Annotated in this window: 13 protein-coding genes; 10 read left to right on the top strand and 3 right to left on the bottom strand. The window is 70.9% G+C overall.

Annotated elements, in window-relative coordinates; genetic code table 11:
* Window positions 1–4: 4 nt before the first annotated feature.
* Window positions 5–793: a transcriptional repressor LexA gene (lexA, locus tag ACIQFX_RS35155; RefSeq protein WP_017237805.1), complete on the bottom strand. Its 789-nt coding sequence runs from the start codon at window positions 791–793 to the stop codon at window positions 5–7.
* Window positions 794–1,238: 445 nt separating this feature from the next.
* Between lexA and nrdR the strand changes: the two genes are divergently transcribed.
* The 3 genes from nrdR (at window position 1,239) to ACIQFX_RS35140 (ending at window position 5,854) form a co-directional block, all read left to right on the top strand.
* Complete coding sequence (gene nrdR / locus ACIQFX_RS35150) at window positions 1,239–1,748, top strand: transcriptional regulator NrdR (RefSeq protein WP_402471743.1); 510 nt, start codon at window positions 1,239–1,241, stop codon at window positions 1,746–1,748.
* Between the two features lie 173 nt (window positions 1,749–1,921).
* Window positions 1,922–4,813, top strand: a complete 2,892-nt coding sequence (locus ACIQFX_RS35145) for a vitamin B12-dependent ribonucleotide reductase (RefSeq protein ID WP_402471741.1) — start codon at window positions 1,922–1,924, stop codon at window positions 4,811–4,813.
* A 300-nt stretch (window positions 4,814–5,113) separates the two neighbouring features.
* Window positions 5,114–5,854 carry a class I SAM-dependent methyltransferase gene (locus tag ACIQFX_RS35140; RefSeq protein WP_402471738.1) on the top strand — a complete coding sequence of 247 codons (741 nt, stop codon included), beginning with the start codon at window positions 5,114–5,116 and terminating at the stop codon, window positions 5,852–5,854.
* 140 nt (window positions 5,855–5,994) lie between these two features.
* Here the strand turns inward: ACIQFX_RS35140 and ACIQFX_RS35135 are convergent, their stop codons facing one another.
* On the bottom strand, window positions 5,995–6,522 hold the full coding sequence (locus ACIQFX_RS35135) for a TerD family protein (protein ID WP_402471734.1): 528 nt from the start codon (window positions 6,520–6,522) through the stop codon (window positions 5,995–5,997).
* A 107-nt stretch (window positions 6,523–6,629) separates the two neighbouring features.
* Here ACIQFX_RS35135 and ACIQFX_RS35130 point away from each other — a divergent pair, with 107 nt between their 5' ends.
* From ACIQFX_RS35130 to ACIQFX_RS35115, 4 genes are all read left to right on the top strand, one after another.
* A complete protein-coding gene (locus ACIQFX_RS35130) occupies window positions 6,630–7,496 on the top strand; it encodes an arylamine N-acetyltransferase (RefSeq protein WP_402471732.1) in 867 nt (288 codons plus the stop codon).
* 42 nt (window positions 7,497–7,538) lie between these two features.
* Complete coding sequence (locus ACIQFX_RS35125) at window positions 7,539–8,144, top strand: YdbC family protein (protein WP_402471730.1); 606 nt, start codon at window positions 7,539–7,541, stop codon at window positions 8,142–8,144.
* A gap of 233 nt (window positions 8,145–8,377) precedes the next feature.
* Window positions 8,378–9,037, top strand: coding sequence for a histidine phosphatase family protein (locus ACIQFX_RS35120; protein WP_402471727.1), 660 nt, complete (start codon window positions 8,378–8,380; stop codon window positions 9,035–9,037).
* A gap of 12 nt (window positions 9,038–9,049) precedes the next feature.
* Window positions 9,050–9,961: an ADP-ribosylglycohydrolase family protein gene (locus tag ACIQFX_RS35115; protein ID WP_402471725.1), complete on the top strand. Its 912-nt coding sequence runs from the start codon at window positions 9,050–9,052 to the stop codon at window positions 9,959–9,961.
* A gap of 191 nt (window positions 9,962–10,152) precedes the next feature.
* Here ACIQFX_RS35115 and ACIQFX_RS35110 read toward each other — a convergent pair whose 3' ends face one another.
* Window positions 10,153–11,706 carry an MFS transporter gene (locus ACIQFX_RS35110; RefSeq protein ID WP_402471722.1) on the bottom strand — a complete coding sequence of 518 codons (1,554 nt, stop codon included), beginning with the start codon at window positions 11,704–11,706 and terminating at the stop codon, window positions 10,153–10,155.
* 132 nt (window positions 11,707–11,838) lie between these two features.
* Between ACIQFX_RS35110 and ACIQFX_RS35105 the strand changes: the two genes are divergently transcribed.
* The 3 genes from ACIQFX_RS35105 to ACIQFX_RS35095 all read left to right on the top strand — a co-directional run bounded on the left by ACIQFX_RS35105 (window position 11,839) and on the right by ACIQFX_RS35095 (window position 13,996).
* On the top strand, window positions 11,839–12,465 hold the full coding sequence (locus ACIQFX_RS35105) for a TetR/AcrR family transcriptional regulator (protein ID WP_402471720.1): 627 nt from the start codon (window positions 11,839–11,841) through the stop codon (window positions 12,463–12,465).
* A gap of 118 nt (window positions 12,466–12,583) precedes the next feature.
* Window positions 12,584–13,288 (top strand): ribonuclease HII, encoded by a 705-nt coding sequence (locus tag ACIQFX_RS35100; RefSeq protein ID WP_402471717.1) that lies wholly within the window; start codon window positions 12,584–12,586, stop codon window positions 13,286–13,288.
* Between the two features lie 129 nt (window positions 13,289–13,417).
* On the top strand, window positions 13,418–13,996 hold the full coding sequence (locus ACIQFX_RS35095) for a hypothetical protein (protein ID WP_402471867.1): 579 nt from the start codon (window positions 13,418–13,420) through the stop codon (window positions 13,994–13,996).
* Window positions 13,997–14,110 lie beyond the last annotated feature (114 nt).

Genomic DNA, 14,110 nt, shown 5'->3' with positions numbered 1-14,110 from the left:
TGGGTCACACCCGCCGCAGCACCGCCACGACCTTGCCGAGGATGGTGGCCTCGTCGCCGGGGATGGGCTGGTACGCCGCGTTGTGCGGGAGGAGCCAGACGTGGCCGTCCTCGCGCTTGAAGCGCTTGACGGTGGCTTCGCCGTCGAGCATGGCGGCGACGATGTCGCCGTTCTCCGCGACGGGCTGGCGGCGGACGGTGACCCAGTCGCCGTCGCAGATCGCGGCCTCGATCATGGAGTCGCCGACGACCTTGAGGACGAACAGCTCGCCGTCGCCGACCAGCTGCCGGGGGAGCGGGAAGACGTCCTCGACGGACTCCTCGGCCAGGATCGGGCCGCCGGCGGCGATCCGGCCGACCAGCGGGACGTACGACGCGGCGGGCTTGCCGGTGGTGTCCGTCGGCTGGGTGTTCGGCTGGTCCGAGCCGCGGACCTCGTACGCCCGGGGGCGGTGCGGGTCGCGGCGGAGGAAGCCCTTGCGCTCCAGTGCCATGAGCTGGTGGGCCACGGAGGACGTGCTGGAGAGGCCGACCGCCTGCCCGATCTCGCGCATCGACGGCGGGTATCCGCGGCGCTGGACGGAGTCACGGATGACTTCGATGACCCTGCGCTGCCGGTCGGTGAGTCCCGAGCTGTCCGCCCGGATGCCTGGAGGTCGCCCGGGAAGGGCGCGGGCGGGTCGCCCGGGCTCCTCGCCGTTCATGCTTGCGTCATTCATCGCGTGCACCGGCTCGAGTCGGCCCTGGGAGCGGTCCTGGGCGGTGATGGTGGCACTGTCTGCGGTGGTGGTCACGTCGTCGGCCCCTCTCGAATGGTCTCCCTGGCTGGCACAACGGTAGTAGCTTTCGAAAGGTTGCGCCAAACACACGTTCGAGTGAAAAATCGCAGATTGCCTTACGCCTCTATGCATGGGGGTGTATGTGCACTCTCACGCCGCACCCGTCGCGGTCGCGGCGGGGCGCGTGACGGTAACCTCGCCGCTGCGTCGCGGGCGTCCGTCGCGCCTTCCAGTGTCGCATCCGAGGGCCCGGAATCCCGGTACCGGGGGCCTTGCGACACGCGCAGGGCGCGGAATCGCCCGTAACCCTAGATCTAGTGGTTGTATGACACCGACCACCCAGGGGTTGTGGTCCTCGGTCTGCCGGGGGTGCTCGTATCGCCTATGCTGGTGGTCGCTTCGCAGGGCCTTGACGGGCCGGTGAGGCTCGTCAGTCGTGCCGTGAGGAAGGGTCGGAACCTTGCATTGCCCCTTCTGCCGGCACCCCGACAGCCGTGTCGTCGACAGTCGCACCACCGACGACGGGACGTCGATCCGTCGCCGTCGCCAGTGCCCCGACTGCTCCCGTCGTTTCACGACGGTGGAGACCTGCTCGCTCATGGTGGTGAAGCGCTCCGGCGTCACCGAACCCTTCAGCCGTACCAAGGTCATCTCCGGCGTCCGCAAGGCGTGCCAGGGGCGACCGGTCACCGAGGACGCCCTCGCCAAGCTCGGCCAGCGGGTCGAGGAGGCGGTGCGCGCCACCGGGAGCGCCGAGCTGACCACCCACGACGTGGGTCTGGCCATCCTCGGCCCCTTGCAGGAGCTCGACCTCGTCGCCTACCTGCGCTTCGCATCCGTGTACAAGGCTTTCGACAGCCTCGAAGACTTCGAGGCCGCCATCGCGGAGCTCCGCGTGCGGCCTCTCGCTGAGAACAGCGGGACCGGTGCGACCCCCGAGGTCCCCGTTCCCGCCACCGCCGCCGACTAGATCGGCGGTCCGGGCCGACCCAGGCCCGGCGACCGGCCGCCGTGCGGCCCGGCAGACGTGCCCCGAGCGACCCGCGCGGTCCTCGTGGCAGCAGTACAGAACGACGTACAGAAGACGGTGCCCTGGGACTATCTGGGCGCCAAAGTGTGTTTTGCCCGTATATGGGAGGCGGCATGACAGAGACGGCGAGCGGCCCGGCACGTGGTTCCCGCACCAAGGGAGCCAAGTCGGCGAGCAAGGGCCTGCGCATCGAGCGCATCCACACCACCCCCGGCGTGCATCCGTACGACGAGGTGGCCTGGGAGCGCCGTGACGTCGTCATGACCAACTGGCGCGACGGCTCGATCAACTTCGAGCAGCGTGGCGTCGAGTTCCCCGACTTCTGGTCGGTGAACGCGGTCAACATCGTCACCAGCAAGTACTTCCGCGGTGCCGTCGGCACCCCGCAGCGCGAGACCGGTCTCAAGCAGCTCATCGACCGGATCGTGAAGACCTACACGAAGGCCGGCGAGGAGCACGGCTACTTCGCCTCGCCCGCCGACGCCGAGATCTTCGAGCACGAGCTGGCCTACGCCCTCCTGCACCAGATCTTCAGCTTCAACTCGCCGGTCTGGTTCAACGTCGGCACGCCGCAGCCCCAGCAGGTCTCCGCCTGCTTCATCCTGTCCGTCGACGACTCCATGGAGTCCATCCTCGACTGGTACAAGGAAGAGGGCATGATCTTCAAGGGCGGCTCCGGCGCCGGCCTGAACCTCTCCCGCATCCGCTCCTCCAAGGAGCTGCTCTCCTCCGGCGGCAACGCCTCCGGCCCGGTCTCCTTCATGCGCGGTGCCGACGCCTCCGCGGGAACGATCAAGTCGGGCGGCGCCACCCGTCGCGCGGCCAAGATGGTCATCCTCGACGTCGACCACCCCGACATCGAGGACTTCATCGAGACCAAGGTCAAGGAGGAGGAGAAGATCCGCGCCCTCCGTGACGCGGGCTTCGACATGGACCTGGGCGGCGACGACATCACGTCCGTCCAGTACCAGAACGCCAACAACTCCGTCCGCGTGAACGACACGTTCATGAAGGCCGTCGAGTCCGGCGGGAAGTTCGGTCTCACCTCGCGCATGACCGGCGAGGTCATCGAGGAGGTCGACGCCAAGTCGCTCTTCCGCAAGATGGCCGAGGCCGCGTGGGCCTGCGCCGACCCGGGCATCCAGTACGACGACACGATCAACCACTGGCACACCTGCCCCGAGTCCGGCCGCATCAACGGCTCGAACCCGTGCAGCGAGTACATGCACCTGGACAACACGTCCTGCAACCTCGCCTCGCTGAACCTGATGAAGTTCCTCAAGGACGACGGCAAGGGCGACCAGTCCTTCGACGTCGAGCGCTTCGCCAAGGTCGTCGAGCTCGTCATCACCGCGATGGACATCTCCATCTGCTTCGCCGACTTCCCCACCCAGAAGATCGGCGAGAACACCCGGGCCTACCGCCAGCTCGGCATCGGCTACGCCAACCTCGGCGCCCTGCTGATGGCGACCGGCCACGCGTACGACTCCGACGGCGGCCGCGCCCTCGCCGGTGCCATCACCTCCCTGATGACCGGCACCTCGTACAAGCGCTCCGCCGAACTCGCCGCGGTCGTCGGCGCGTACGACGGCTACGCCCGCAACGCCGAGCCGCACCAGCGCGTCATGCAGCAGCACGCCGACGAGAACACCAAGGCCGTCCGCATGGACGACCTGGACTCGCCGATCTGGGCCGCCGCCACCGAGGCCTGGCAGGACGTCATCCGCCTCGGCGCGAAGAACGGCTTCCGCAACGCCCAGGCCTCGGTCATCGCCCCGACCGGCACCATCGGTCTCGCGATGTCCTGCGACACCACCGGCCTCGAGCCCGACCTCGCCCTGGTCAAGTTCAAGAAGCTCGTCGGCGGCGGTTCGATGCAGATCGTCAACGGCACCGTCCCGCAGGCCCTGCGCCGCCTGGGTTACCAGGAGGAGCAGATCGAGGCGATCGTCGCCCACATCGCCGAGCACGGCAACGTGATCGACGCCCCCGGCCTGAAGGCCGAGCACTACGAGGTCTTCGACTGCGCCATGGGCGAGCGCTCCATCTCCGCGATGGGCCACGTCCGCATGATGGCCGCCATCCAGCCGTGGATCTCGGGCGCCCTCTCCAAGACCGTGAACCTGCCGGAGACGGCGACGGTCGAGGACGTCGAGGAGGTCTACTTCGAGGCGTGGAAGATGGGCGTCAAGGCGCTCGCGATCTACCGCGACAACTGCAAGGTCGGCCAGCCGCTCTCCGCCAAGAAGAAGGAGGACGAGAAGGCCGAGGTCACCGCGAAGTCCGAGGCGACGATCCGCGAGGCCGTCGAGAAGGTCGTCGAGTACCGTCCGGTCCGCAAGCGCCTCCCCAAGGGCCGCCCGGGGATCACCACCTCCTTCACCGTCGGTGGCGCCGAGGGCTACATGACCGCCAACTCCTACCCGGACGACGGTCTCGGCGAGGTCTTCCTGAAGATGTCGAAGCAGGGCTCCACCCTCGCCGGCATGATGGACGCCTTCTCCATCGCCGTCTCCGTCGGCCTGCAGTACGGCGTCCCGCTGGAGACGTACGTCTCCAAGTTCACCAACATGCGCTTCGAGCCGGCCGGCATGACGGACGACCCGGACGTGCGGATGGCGCAGTCGATCGTCGACTACATCTTCCGCCGCCTGGCGCTCGACTTCCTGCCCTTCGAGACCCGCTCCGCCCTCGGCATCCACTCGGCCGAGGAGCGTCAGCGCCACCTCGACACCGGCTCGTACGAGCAGGCCGAGGACGAGGTCGACGTCGAAGGGCTGGCCCAGTCCGCGCCCCGCGCCCAGGAACTGAAGGCCGTCGCGGCCCCGGCCCCGAAGACCGAGGTCCCGGCTCCGAAGCAGGCGCACACCTCGGCGGAGCTCGTCGAGATGCAGCTCGGCATCAGCGCCGACGCCCCGCTCTGCTTCTCCTGCGGTACGAAGATGCAGCGCGCCGGCTCCTGCTACATCTGCGAGGGCTGCGGCTCGACCAGCGGCTGCAGCTGACCTGACGGCGTGCGTCGGACCCGAACGTCCGGCGTAGCCCGCAAGGGTCGCTGACCAGCGGTTCACGAAGGGGATCGGCCGAGTGCCGGTCCCCTTCGTCGTGCCCGCGGGGGTGCCTTCCGCGCACGTCCGGCGGTGCGGCGCCCGTACACAAGGCCGTTGAGGTGTACGGATCTTCGTGGCTTCCGCCAGTACGACGGCCCGTCAGGAGGCGGGAAGACTACCGCCGGAGGCCGAGGCGTGTCCCAGGGGTGGGAGCCGAGGCCGCGAACCCGACGGCGTACAGGGGAGGGCGGCACGATGAGCGTGCAGCAGTATGACGAGATCGGTGAGGCGTTCGAGGGCTTCAAGGCCCTGCCGGCAGTGCGGTACGGGGAGGTGCCGAGCTTCCTCGCCATGGTCGGGGACGTGCGCGGCAGGTCGGTCCTGGACCTCGCTTCCGGAACCGGCTTCTACAGCCGGGAGTTCAAGCGGCGGGGCGCCGCCGACGTGTTCGGCTTCGACATCTCCGGCGAGATGGTCGCCGTCGCGAAGGAGCTGGAGGAGCGCGATCCGCTGGGCGTGCGCTACGGCGTCGCCGACGCGGCCGAACTGCGGCCGCTCGGGCAGCGCTTCGACGTCGCCGTGGCGGTGCAGCTGCTCAACTACGCCGAGGACATCGCGGCCATGGAGCGGATGTGCCGCAACGTGCACGCCAACCTGGCGCCCGGTGCCGAGCTCTTCCTGTTCAACCAGTCGCCCGACTACGACTTCGCCGGCCCCTCGCTGGCCAAGTACGGCTTCGTCACCGAGCTGACCGGCGAGGAGGCCGAGGCCGGGCCGCGAGTCCGGACCACCGCGCTGCTCGACCGGCCGATCACGATCGTCAGCACCTTCCCGCGCCGCGAGGTGTACGAGAAGTGCCTGCTGGCGGCCGGATTCAGCGAGCTGACCTGGGTCCCGCTCACGGTGTCCGACGCGGGCGTCGAGGCGTTCGGCGAGGAATTCTGGGCGGACTTCCTCGCCAACCCGCCCCTGGAGATGCTGCGCTGCCGCGCCTGACCCGACGCCGGTCGCCCGTCAGCGGCCTCCGGGTCCGACCTGCGGCGGTCCGCCCGGTGGCGGGCTCCGGGCGGACCGGCAGTGCGGCAGGGGAGGCGTCGACCACCGGTCGGCGCCTCCTTCGCGTACGCCCCGAAGGATCAGACCCGTGCGGTGCCCAGCAGTGTGGCGAAGGCCTGCGGGTCGGCGTCGAAGCCGTGGCTGATCGGACGGTACGACCAGCCGGACCCGGCGCGGGTGAACTCGACGACCGTCGCCGACAGCGCGTCGGGCACGTCCGCGAAGTCGTGGGTCAGGAGGTCGTCGTACCCCTCGCGGACCCGTATGCCCGTGTTCGCTATCGAGCCGAACACCAGCCGGCCGCCGTTCTGCTGTATCGCCACGCCCACCACCACGCGCGCGTACTCCGGGGCAAGCCGGTCCAGCTCCAGGGTCATGGCCTCGTCGTAGCCGAAGCCCTGGCCCGTGCGGCTGTCGCGGTGGAGCGTGATCGTGCCGTCGGGGGAGCGGCTGCCGAAGTGCACCAGGTACACGGGTGCCCCGTGCGGGTCGGCGGCCGAGAAGACGCCCGCGACGAGATCCAGGTCGTGGGCCGGCGAGCCGGCCGGCGCGGGGTCCCACCTGAGCGTGACCTCGACCCGTCCCACCCCTTTGTTGAGTCCGCTCATGGTGCTTCCCCTCTTCCTGTGCGCCCCCGCGCACGCCTCGCCCGCATCCCGTCCACCCGCTGAAAAGCCCGTGGTCCTGGGCTGATTGCCCATGGTGTCATGGGGCTGTGACAGAGCACCCGGCGCTTGAGGGGGAGAACGGTGTGTGGAGCGGTGACGAGCTGGATCTCGACGCATATCTGGCTCGAATCGAATACGAGGTCGGGCGTGACGGGGAACTCGCCGTCGATCTGCGGACGCTGACGGCGCTTCACCGCGCCCACGTCCGGGCCATTCCGTTCGAGAACCTCGACGTCGCCCTCGGGAGGCGGGTCCCGCTGGACCTCAAGAGCCTCCAGGGCAAGCTCGTCGAGCGGCGCCGCGGAGGCTACTGCTACGAGCAGAACTCCCTGTTCGCGGCGGTCCTCGAACGGATCGGGTTCCTGGTGGCCGGTCGCGGGGCCCGCAACCGGTCGCGCGGCGGGACGCTGACGCCCGTCACCCACGCCCTGCTCGTCGTCGCGGTGGACGGCGAACAGTGGCTCGTCGACGTGGGGTTCGGCTGGCAGGGGCCGCTGGAACCGGTGCCCCTGCGGGACGGGGCCCGCGTCGAGCAGGGCGGCTGGACGTTCGGGATCGGCGCGGAGGACGAGGGGATCCACGTCCTGCGCTCCCTGCGGCCGCAGGGCTGGACCGACCTGTACGCGTTCGCCCCGCAGACCCTCTACCCCGGCGACTTCACCGTCATGAACCACTACAGCTCCAGCCATCCGCAGTCGCGGTTCCTCGGCCAGGTCGTGGCCCAGCGCCCCGGACCCGGCGTCCGCAGGGCCCTCGTGCGCGACGCGCTGTCGACGGTCCGCACGGACGGTGCCACCGAGGAGCGGGTGGTGACCGTGGGCGAACTGACCGCCGTACTGGAGGCCGACTTCGGGATCGAACTGGACGACGAGGAGCGCGCGGGGCTCGAGCGCGTGCACCCGGCGGGGGTCTGAGAGGGTCTGCCGGGGCGCTCCCCCGCCCCGTACGATGGCGCGGTGCTGGTCAAGTGGATTCGCTGCACCGTGACGGACCGTCGAGGGTTCGAGCGGGGGCAGCGGAAATGGGCGGGGCTGCTCGGTGAGCCGGGATTCCGGGGCCAGGGCGGCGGGTGGAGCCGGGCTCGACCGGACGTCGCCCACATTTTCGCGTTCTGGGAGAGCCGGGCCTTCTACGACTCCTTCATGGCGCGGTCGCACGATCGACTGGCCGCCTCGCAGGCGGGTTCGTTCAAGGACGCCCAGGTCAAGCTGTTCGACCACCGCTTCGACGTGAAGACGGGCTTCGAACCGCGGTTCGCCGACGCCGACGTGGCACGCGTGGCGCACTGCCGTGTCCACGAGGACCGTGCCGAACACTTCGCCCTCATGCAGGAGAAGGTCTGGAACCCGGCGATGGCCGGGTCCCCCGGCATGCTCCGGGGCCTCTTCGGCGAGGCGCCCGGCAGCGAGTTCCTCGTGCTCTCCCTGTGGCACTCCGCCGCCGAGCACGGCAAGTACCGGGTGGAGCGCATCGAGCGCCTCGGGCTCCGCGCCCGCACGGCCGCCGACGTCGCGGCGCTCTCCGGCGACGTGGTGCAGCTCGAACCGGCGTGGACGGTGTGATCAGGCCCGGCGTCGGCGTTGTGATCAGGCCCGGCGTCGGCGTTGTGATCAGGCCTGGCGGTGCGAACCGGCACGACGGTGCGACCAGGCGTGGCGGTGCGATCCGGGCCGGATGATCCGCACGGGTCACCGGCTCGTACACCGTACGGGCCGCCCCCTCGTACGCCGTACGGAGGTCGGGTGGGGAGGGCCCGCCCGAGCCGGTCGGGAACCCGGGATCTAGGGTCTTGGGTATGGCACGACCGCGGCGCATCGTTCTCGTACGGCACGGCGAGTCCGAGGGCAATGTCGACGACACGGTGTACGAACGCGAGCCCGACCACGCGCTGCGCCTCACCGAGACCGGCCGGCGGCAGGCAGAGGCGACGGGCGAGCGGCTCCGGGAGGTCTTCGGCGACGAACCCGTCAGCGTCTACGTCTCTCCGTACCGCCGCACCCACGAGACCCTCCGGGCCTTCCGGCTGCCGCCGGAGCAGGTCCGGGTGAGGGAGGAGCCCCGCCTGCGGGAACAGGACTGGGGCAACTGGCAGGAGCGCGAGGACGTGCGCCTGCAGAAGGCCTACCGGGACGCGTACGGGCACTTCTTCTACCGCTTCGCCCAGGGCGAGTCGGGCGCCGACGTCTACGACCGGGTCGGCGCGTTCCTGGAGAGCCTCTACCGCAGCTTCGAGGCCCCCGACCACCCGCCGAACGTCCTGCTCGTCACCCACGGACTCACCATGCGACTGTTCTGCATGCGCTGGTTCCACTGGACGGTCGCCGACTTCGAGTCGCTGTCGAACCCCGGCAACGCCGAGACCCGCACCCTGCTGCTCGGCGAGGACGGCCGCTACCGCCTGGACAGGCCGTTCGAACGCTGGCGCACCCCGGAACCGTACGGCCACACCGGATAGAGTGGCAGAGCGATGACCGCTGACTCCTCACTCGACCGGCGCTTCGACCGCGCCCTGGCCAGCCTGCGCGGGCTGTCCGTGGGAGACGCCCTGGGCTCCCAGTTCTTCGTACCCGCCCACTACCCCCTGCTGAAGCGGCGTGAGCTCCCCGCCGGCCCCTGGCAGTGGACCGACGACACCGAGATGGCCTGCTCCGTCCTGGCCGTGCTCGTGCACCACGACCGCATCGACCAGGACGCCCTGGCGCTGTCCTTCGCCCACCACCACGACTTCGACCGCGGTTACGGCCCCGCGGTCAACCGGATGCTCCGGCTCATCCGGGAGGGCGGCGACTGGCGGGAACTGGCCGCCGCGCTCTTCAAGGGCCAGGGCTCCTGGGGCAACGGCGCCGCGATGCGGATCGCCCCGCTCGGTGCCTGGTACGCGGACGACCCCGAGCAGGCCACGCACCAGGCCGAGATCTCCGCGTACACGACACACCAGCACCGCGAGGCCGTCGTCGGCGCCATGGCGGTCGCCGCCGCGGCTGCGCTCGCCGCCGACCCCGCCGGACCGCCCACGCCCGAGGCGCTCCTCGACGGGGTCATCGCCCTGGTGCCGCGCAGTGCCGTCGGGGCGGGCCTGCGCAGGGCCCGCGACATGCTCGACTACGGCGACGCGACGACGGTCGCCGCCGTCCTCGGCAGCGGCCGGCGGACCAGTGCGCACGACACCGTGCCCTTCGCCCTCTGGTCCGCGGCCCGCGGCCTCGGCGACTTCGAGCGGGTGTTCTGGACGACCGCGCAGGTCGGCGGCGACGTCGACACGACCTGCGCCATCGCCGGCGGCGTCGTGGCCGGCACCGCGGCCGGTGCGCCGCCCGCCGACTGGCTGCGGCAGACCGAGGCGCTTCCCGACTGGGTCCCGGACGGGGCGTCGGCCTGAGCCGTACGGCGTGCGCCGACGGGCGTGTATCGGCCGGTGTGCGCCGACGGGCGTGTGTCGATCGCCGTGAGTCGAGCGGCATGCGTTGAGCCGGCAGGTGTCGGGCTTCGAACGGCGTACGTGGTCCCTCCCCCGGCCGGGGGGAGGGACCACGGCTTCTGCGGTCGGTCGGGTTCGCCGTCACCGGGCGATCAGGCCATCGGACCCGAAGCCTCCGCGCGGCCGCTCAGCGCCTCCAGGTCGGTCTTGCGGACCCGGATCATCAGGACGGCCGTGACGAGAGCGATCAAGGCCATCACCGCGGCCGCCATGAAGGCCGAGGCGATGCCCGAGGTCAGTACCTCGTGGCCCCAGGGGGCGGGCAGCTGCTTGGTCTGCGCGAACTCGGCCTTCTGCTCGGGCGTCGAGGCCGAGAGGAAGGCGGGAACCTGCCGGAGGCCCTCCTCGCGGCTCGCGGTGCCGAAGACCGTGACCAGGATGGAGAGACCGAGCGAACCGCCGACCTGCTGGGTGGCGTTGAGCAGACCCGACGCGGCCCCGGCCTCGTGCTGGGCCACTCCGGAGACGGCCGTGAGCGTGAGCGTCACGAAGTTGAGGCCCATGCCGAAGCCGAAGAGGAGCATCGGTCCGAGCACGCCGTCGGCGTATCCGCTGTCGGCCGTGATGAACATCTGCCAGAACAGGCCCGCGGCGGTGATCGCCGCCCCCGCCACCATGAACGGCTTGGGGCCGAAGGCCGGGAGGAACCGCTGCGCGAGTCCCGCCCCGAGGCCGATCGCGACGGTCACGGGGAGGAAGGCGAGTCCGGACTGGATCGGGCTGTAGCCGAGGACGTCCTGGACCCACAGCACGATGAAGAAGAACATGCCGAACATGGCGGCCGACAGGCTGAGCATGATCACGTACGTGCCCGAGCGGTTGCGGTCCGCGAACATCCGGAGCGGAGTGATCGGTTCCTTGGCGCGCGACTCCACGAGCGCGAAGGCCACGAGCAGGACCACCGCCGTGATGAAGGAGCCGATGGTCAGCGCGTCCCTCCAGCCCTCCTCGGAGGCCCGGATGAAGCCGTACACCAGCGCCGCCATGCCCAGCGTCGAGGTCGTGGCGCCCGCGATGTCGAAACGGCCCGGGTGGCGCTCGGACTCGGCGATGTAGCGCGGGGTGAGGAAGACGATCAGCAGGCCGATCGGCACGTTGACGAAGAGGACCCAGCGCCAGTCGAGCCATTCGGTGAGCATGCCGCCGGCGAGCAGGCCGATGGCGCCGCCGCCCGCGGAGACGGCGGCGAACACGCCGAACGCCCGGTTGCGTTCGGGTCCTTCGGGGAAGGTCGTGGTGATCAGCGCGAGCGAGGTGGGCGAGGCGATGGCGCCGCCCACGCCCTGCAGGGCCCGCGCGGCGAGCAGCTGCCAGGGCTCCTGGGCGAAGCCGCCGAGCAGGGAGGCGAAGGTGAAGAGCAGGATGCCGGCCAGGAACACCCGGCGGCGCCCCAGGATGTCCCCCGCGCGCCCGCCGAGCAGCAGGAGGCCGCCGAAGGTGAGCGTGTAGGCGCTGAGCACCCATGACAGATCGGTCGTCGAGAAGGAGAGCGCGTCCTGGATGTGCGGCAGGGCGATGTTCACGATGGTCGCGTCGAGGACGACCATCAGCTGGCAGGCGGCGATGACGGCCAGGGCGATGCCCGGCCGGCCCGCGGAGCGGGCGGGTCCGTCCTTGGTCTGGGTGTCCAGCGGAGAAGTTGTCACTATGGATCCCCCACGGAAGAATTAGTGAACGCGCCCGTTCACTGTTCGCCACGGTAGTGAGTCCCCCACAGTGAACGCAACCGTTCACTGAGCGCTGCCGACGATCCGAATCACCACAACGGAGAGAGCCTGATGGTTACTTCGCGCTCCGCGGCCGCCGCCCGGCCGGAAGGGGCGTCGCTGCGACGCCGCGGTCCTGTCCTCGAACGCGCCATCCTTGAGGCCGCGCTCGAACAGCTCGGGAGCGTCGGCTGGAACGGTCTGACGATGGAGGGCGTCGCGGTCGGCGCGCAGACGGGCAAGGCCGCGGTGTACCGCCGCTGGCCGTCGAAGGAGGACCTCGTCGCGGACGCCCTCCAGGCCGGACTGCCCACGCTCGACGAGGCCCCGGACCGCGGCGGCGTGCGCGAGGACCTGTACGAGCTCTGCCTCCGCGTCCGGGACGTCATGTACTCCAAGCCCGGCTTCGCCCTGCGCGCGGTGCTTCACGAATGCGACGCCGACTCCGCCGAGCGCTTCCATGAACTCATCGTCGCCGGAGTGGTCGAGCCGTCCACCCGCCTCTTCAGGGAGGTGCTGCGGCGCGGAATCAACCGGGGCGAGGTGCGTTCCGACGCGGTGGACGACCTGGTGCTCGATGTGATCCCCGCGATGATGATGTACCGCTCCAAGGTGTGCGGGAGCGAATGGCCGGACGACGAGATCGCCGCCGTGATCGACCGGATCATGATGCCGCTGGTACGCGCGGAACGCGGCTGAAACGGGCGCGCGGGCACGGGAACGACGGTCCGGGAGGCCGGGCGCGGAGGCCTCCCGGGGGTCCTGGGGGAATCCGGGTATCGCGCGCGGCACCGGGCGGCGTAACCTGGCCTGCGCCATGCCGTACGAACCTCCCACTCACACTGTCGAGCGATCGCTCCGCGCCACCAGCGGCGCCAAGGTCGTCGCCGGAGTCGACGAAGTCGGGCGCGGGGCGTGGGCCGGCCCCGTCACGGTGTGCGCGGCCGTCACCGGTCTGCGCCGGGCCCCCGAAGGCCTCACCGACTCCAAACTGCTCACCCCCAAACGCCGGACCGCGCTCGCGGCCGAGCTGGAGCAGTGGGTCACGGCGTACGCCCTCGGCGACGCCTCCCCGGAGGAGATAGACGAGCTCGGAATGACCGCGGCCCTGCGCCTCGCGGCCGTCCGCGCGCTCGAAGGCCTCCCCGTGCGCCCCGACGCGGTGATCCTCGACGGCAAGCACGACTACCTCGGCAGCCCCTGGCAGGTCCGTACGGTGATCAAGGGAGACCAGTCCTGCATCGCCGTCGCGGCCGCCTCGGTCATCGCGAAGGTCCGCCGGGACACCCTCATGGCGGAACTGGAGGCCGAGCGCTACGCGGCGTACGGCTTCGCCGCCAACGCGGGCTACCCTTCCCCGGTCCACAAAGCGGCGCTCGAGGAGCTGGGACCCACCCCGTACCACCGCCTCTCCTGGTCGTACCTGGACGCGCTGCCCCGGTGGCGCCACCTCAAGAAAGTCCGCCTCTCCGCCGAGGCGGCCGCGCTGGAAAGCGGGGGCCAACTCGGCTTCGACTTCTGATCTTCCGGTCGCGGGGACCCGCCGCAGGGCGACCCCTCACGCGCCCGGGGTGCACATGCGTGCCCACCCGCCGGTGCTCCGCGCAGCGGTGTTCGACCTCCATCCACCCTCCCTCCCGAGGAGCCTCAGATTCACGAGAGCGCCCAGGGTCCCCGCGCCACCGCGTCGACCCCCCGTCCCGTACCCGGCCCGCGTTCCGCGGCCACCCCGCGTCCCGGACGCCCTGGTCCCGGTCCGGCCGGGCCCGCGGCGCCGGCACCGCGCCCCGGCCCTCCGGCCAAGCGGTCGGAGAATCGTTCCGACCAGCGATCCACGCCGCAGCTCCAGCTGATCCCGGCCCCCCTCGACGGCGCGCTCGACGCCGCCGAGGAAGCCCTCGACCTGCTGCTCGAGAGCGGCCGGGCACCCGGCGACGTCCTGGTGCTGACCACCGGCGACCAGCACCCGTGGGCGGCGCACGAGCTGTCCTTCGGCGAGGTCGCCTACTGGGCCCAGCAGGACACCGGCGACGACGTGTTCTTCGCGGACGCCTCCGCCGCAGAGCGGGCGAACGCCCGACCCGTGGTGATCGTCGCCCTCAACGGCGGCGACGACGAGACGGTCGCCCGGGCCCTGCCGTCGGCGATGGCCCGCGCGGGCGTGCTGCTCGTCGTCTGCGGCGACCCGCAGCGCGTCACCTCGCTCCTCGGAGCGGGCGCCGGCGTCTGAGCGACACCCCTTCGCCGGTGCGGAGCGGTGCGGACCGGTCGACTCGGTCCGCACCGCTCCGGTCCGGGCTACTCCGCTCCGGTCCGGGCTACTCCGCTCCGGGCTGTTCCGGTC

This window comes from Streptomyces sp. NPDC093089 (genome assembly GCF_044754405.1).
Lineage (GTDB): Bacteria > Actinomycetota > Actinomycetes > Streptomycetales > Streptomycetaceae > Streptomyces.
The sequence above is the reverse complement of the archived record's forward strand: the minus strand, read 5'-3'. Positions and strand labels throughout refer to the sequence as shown.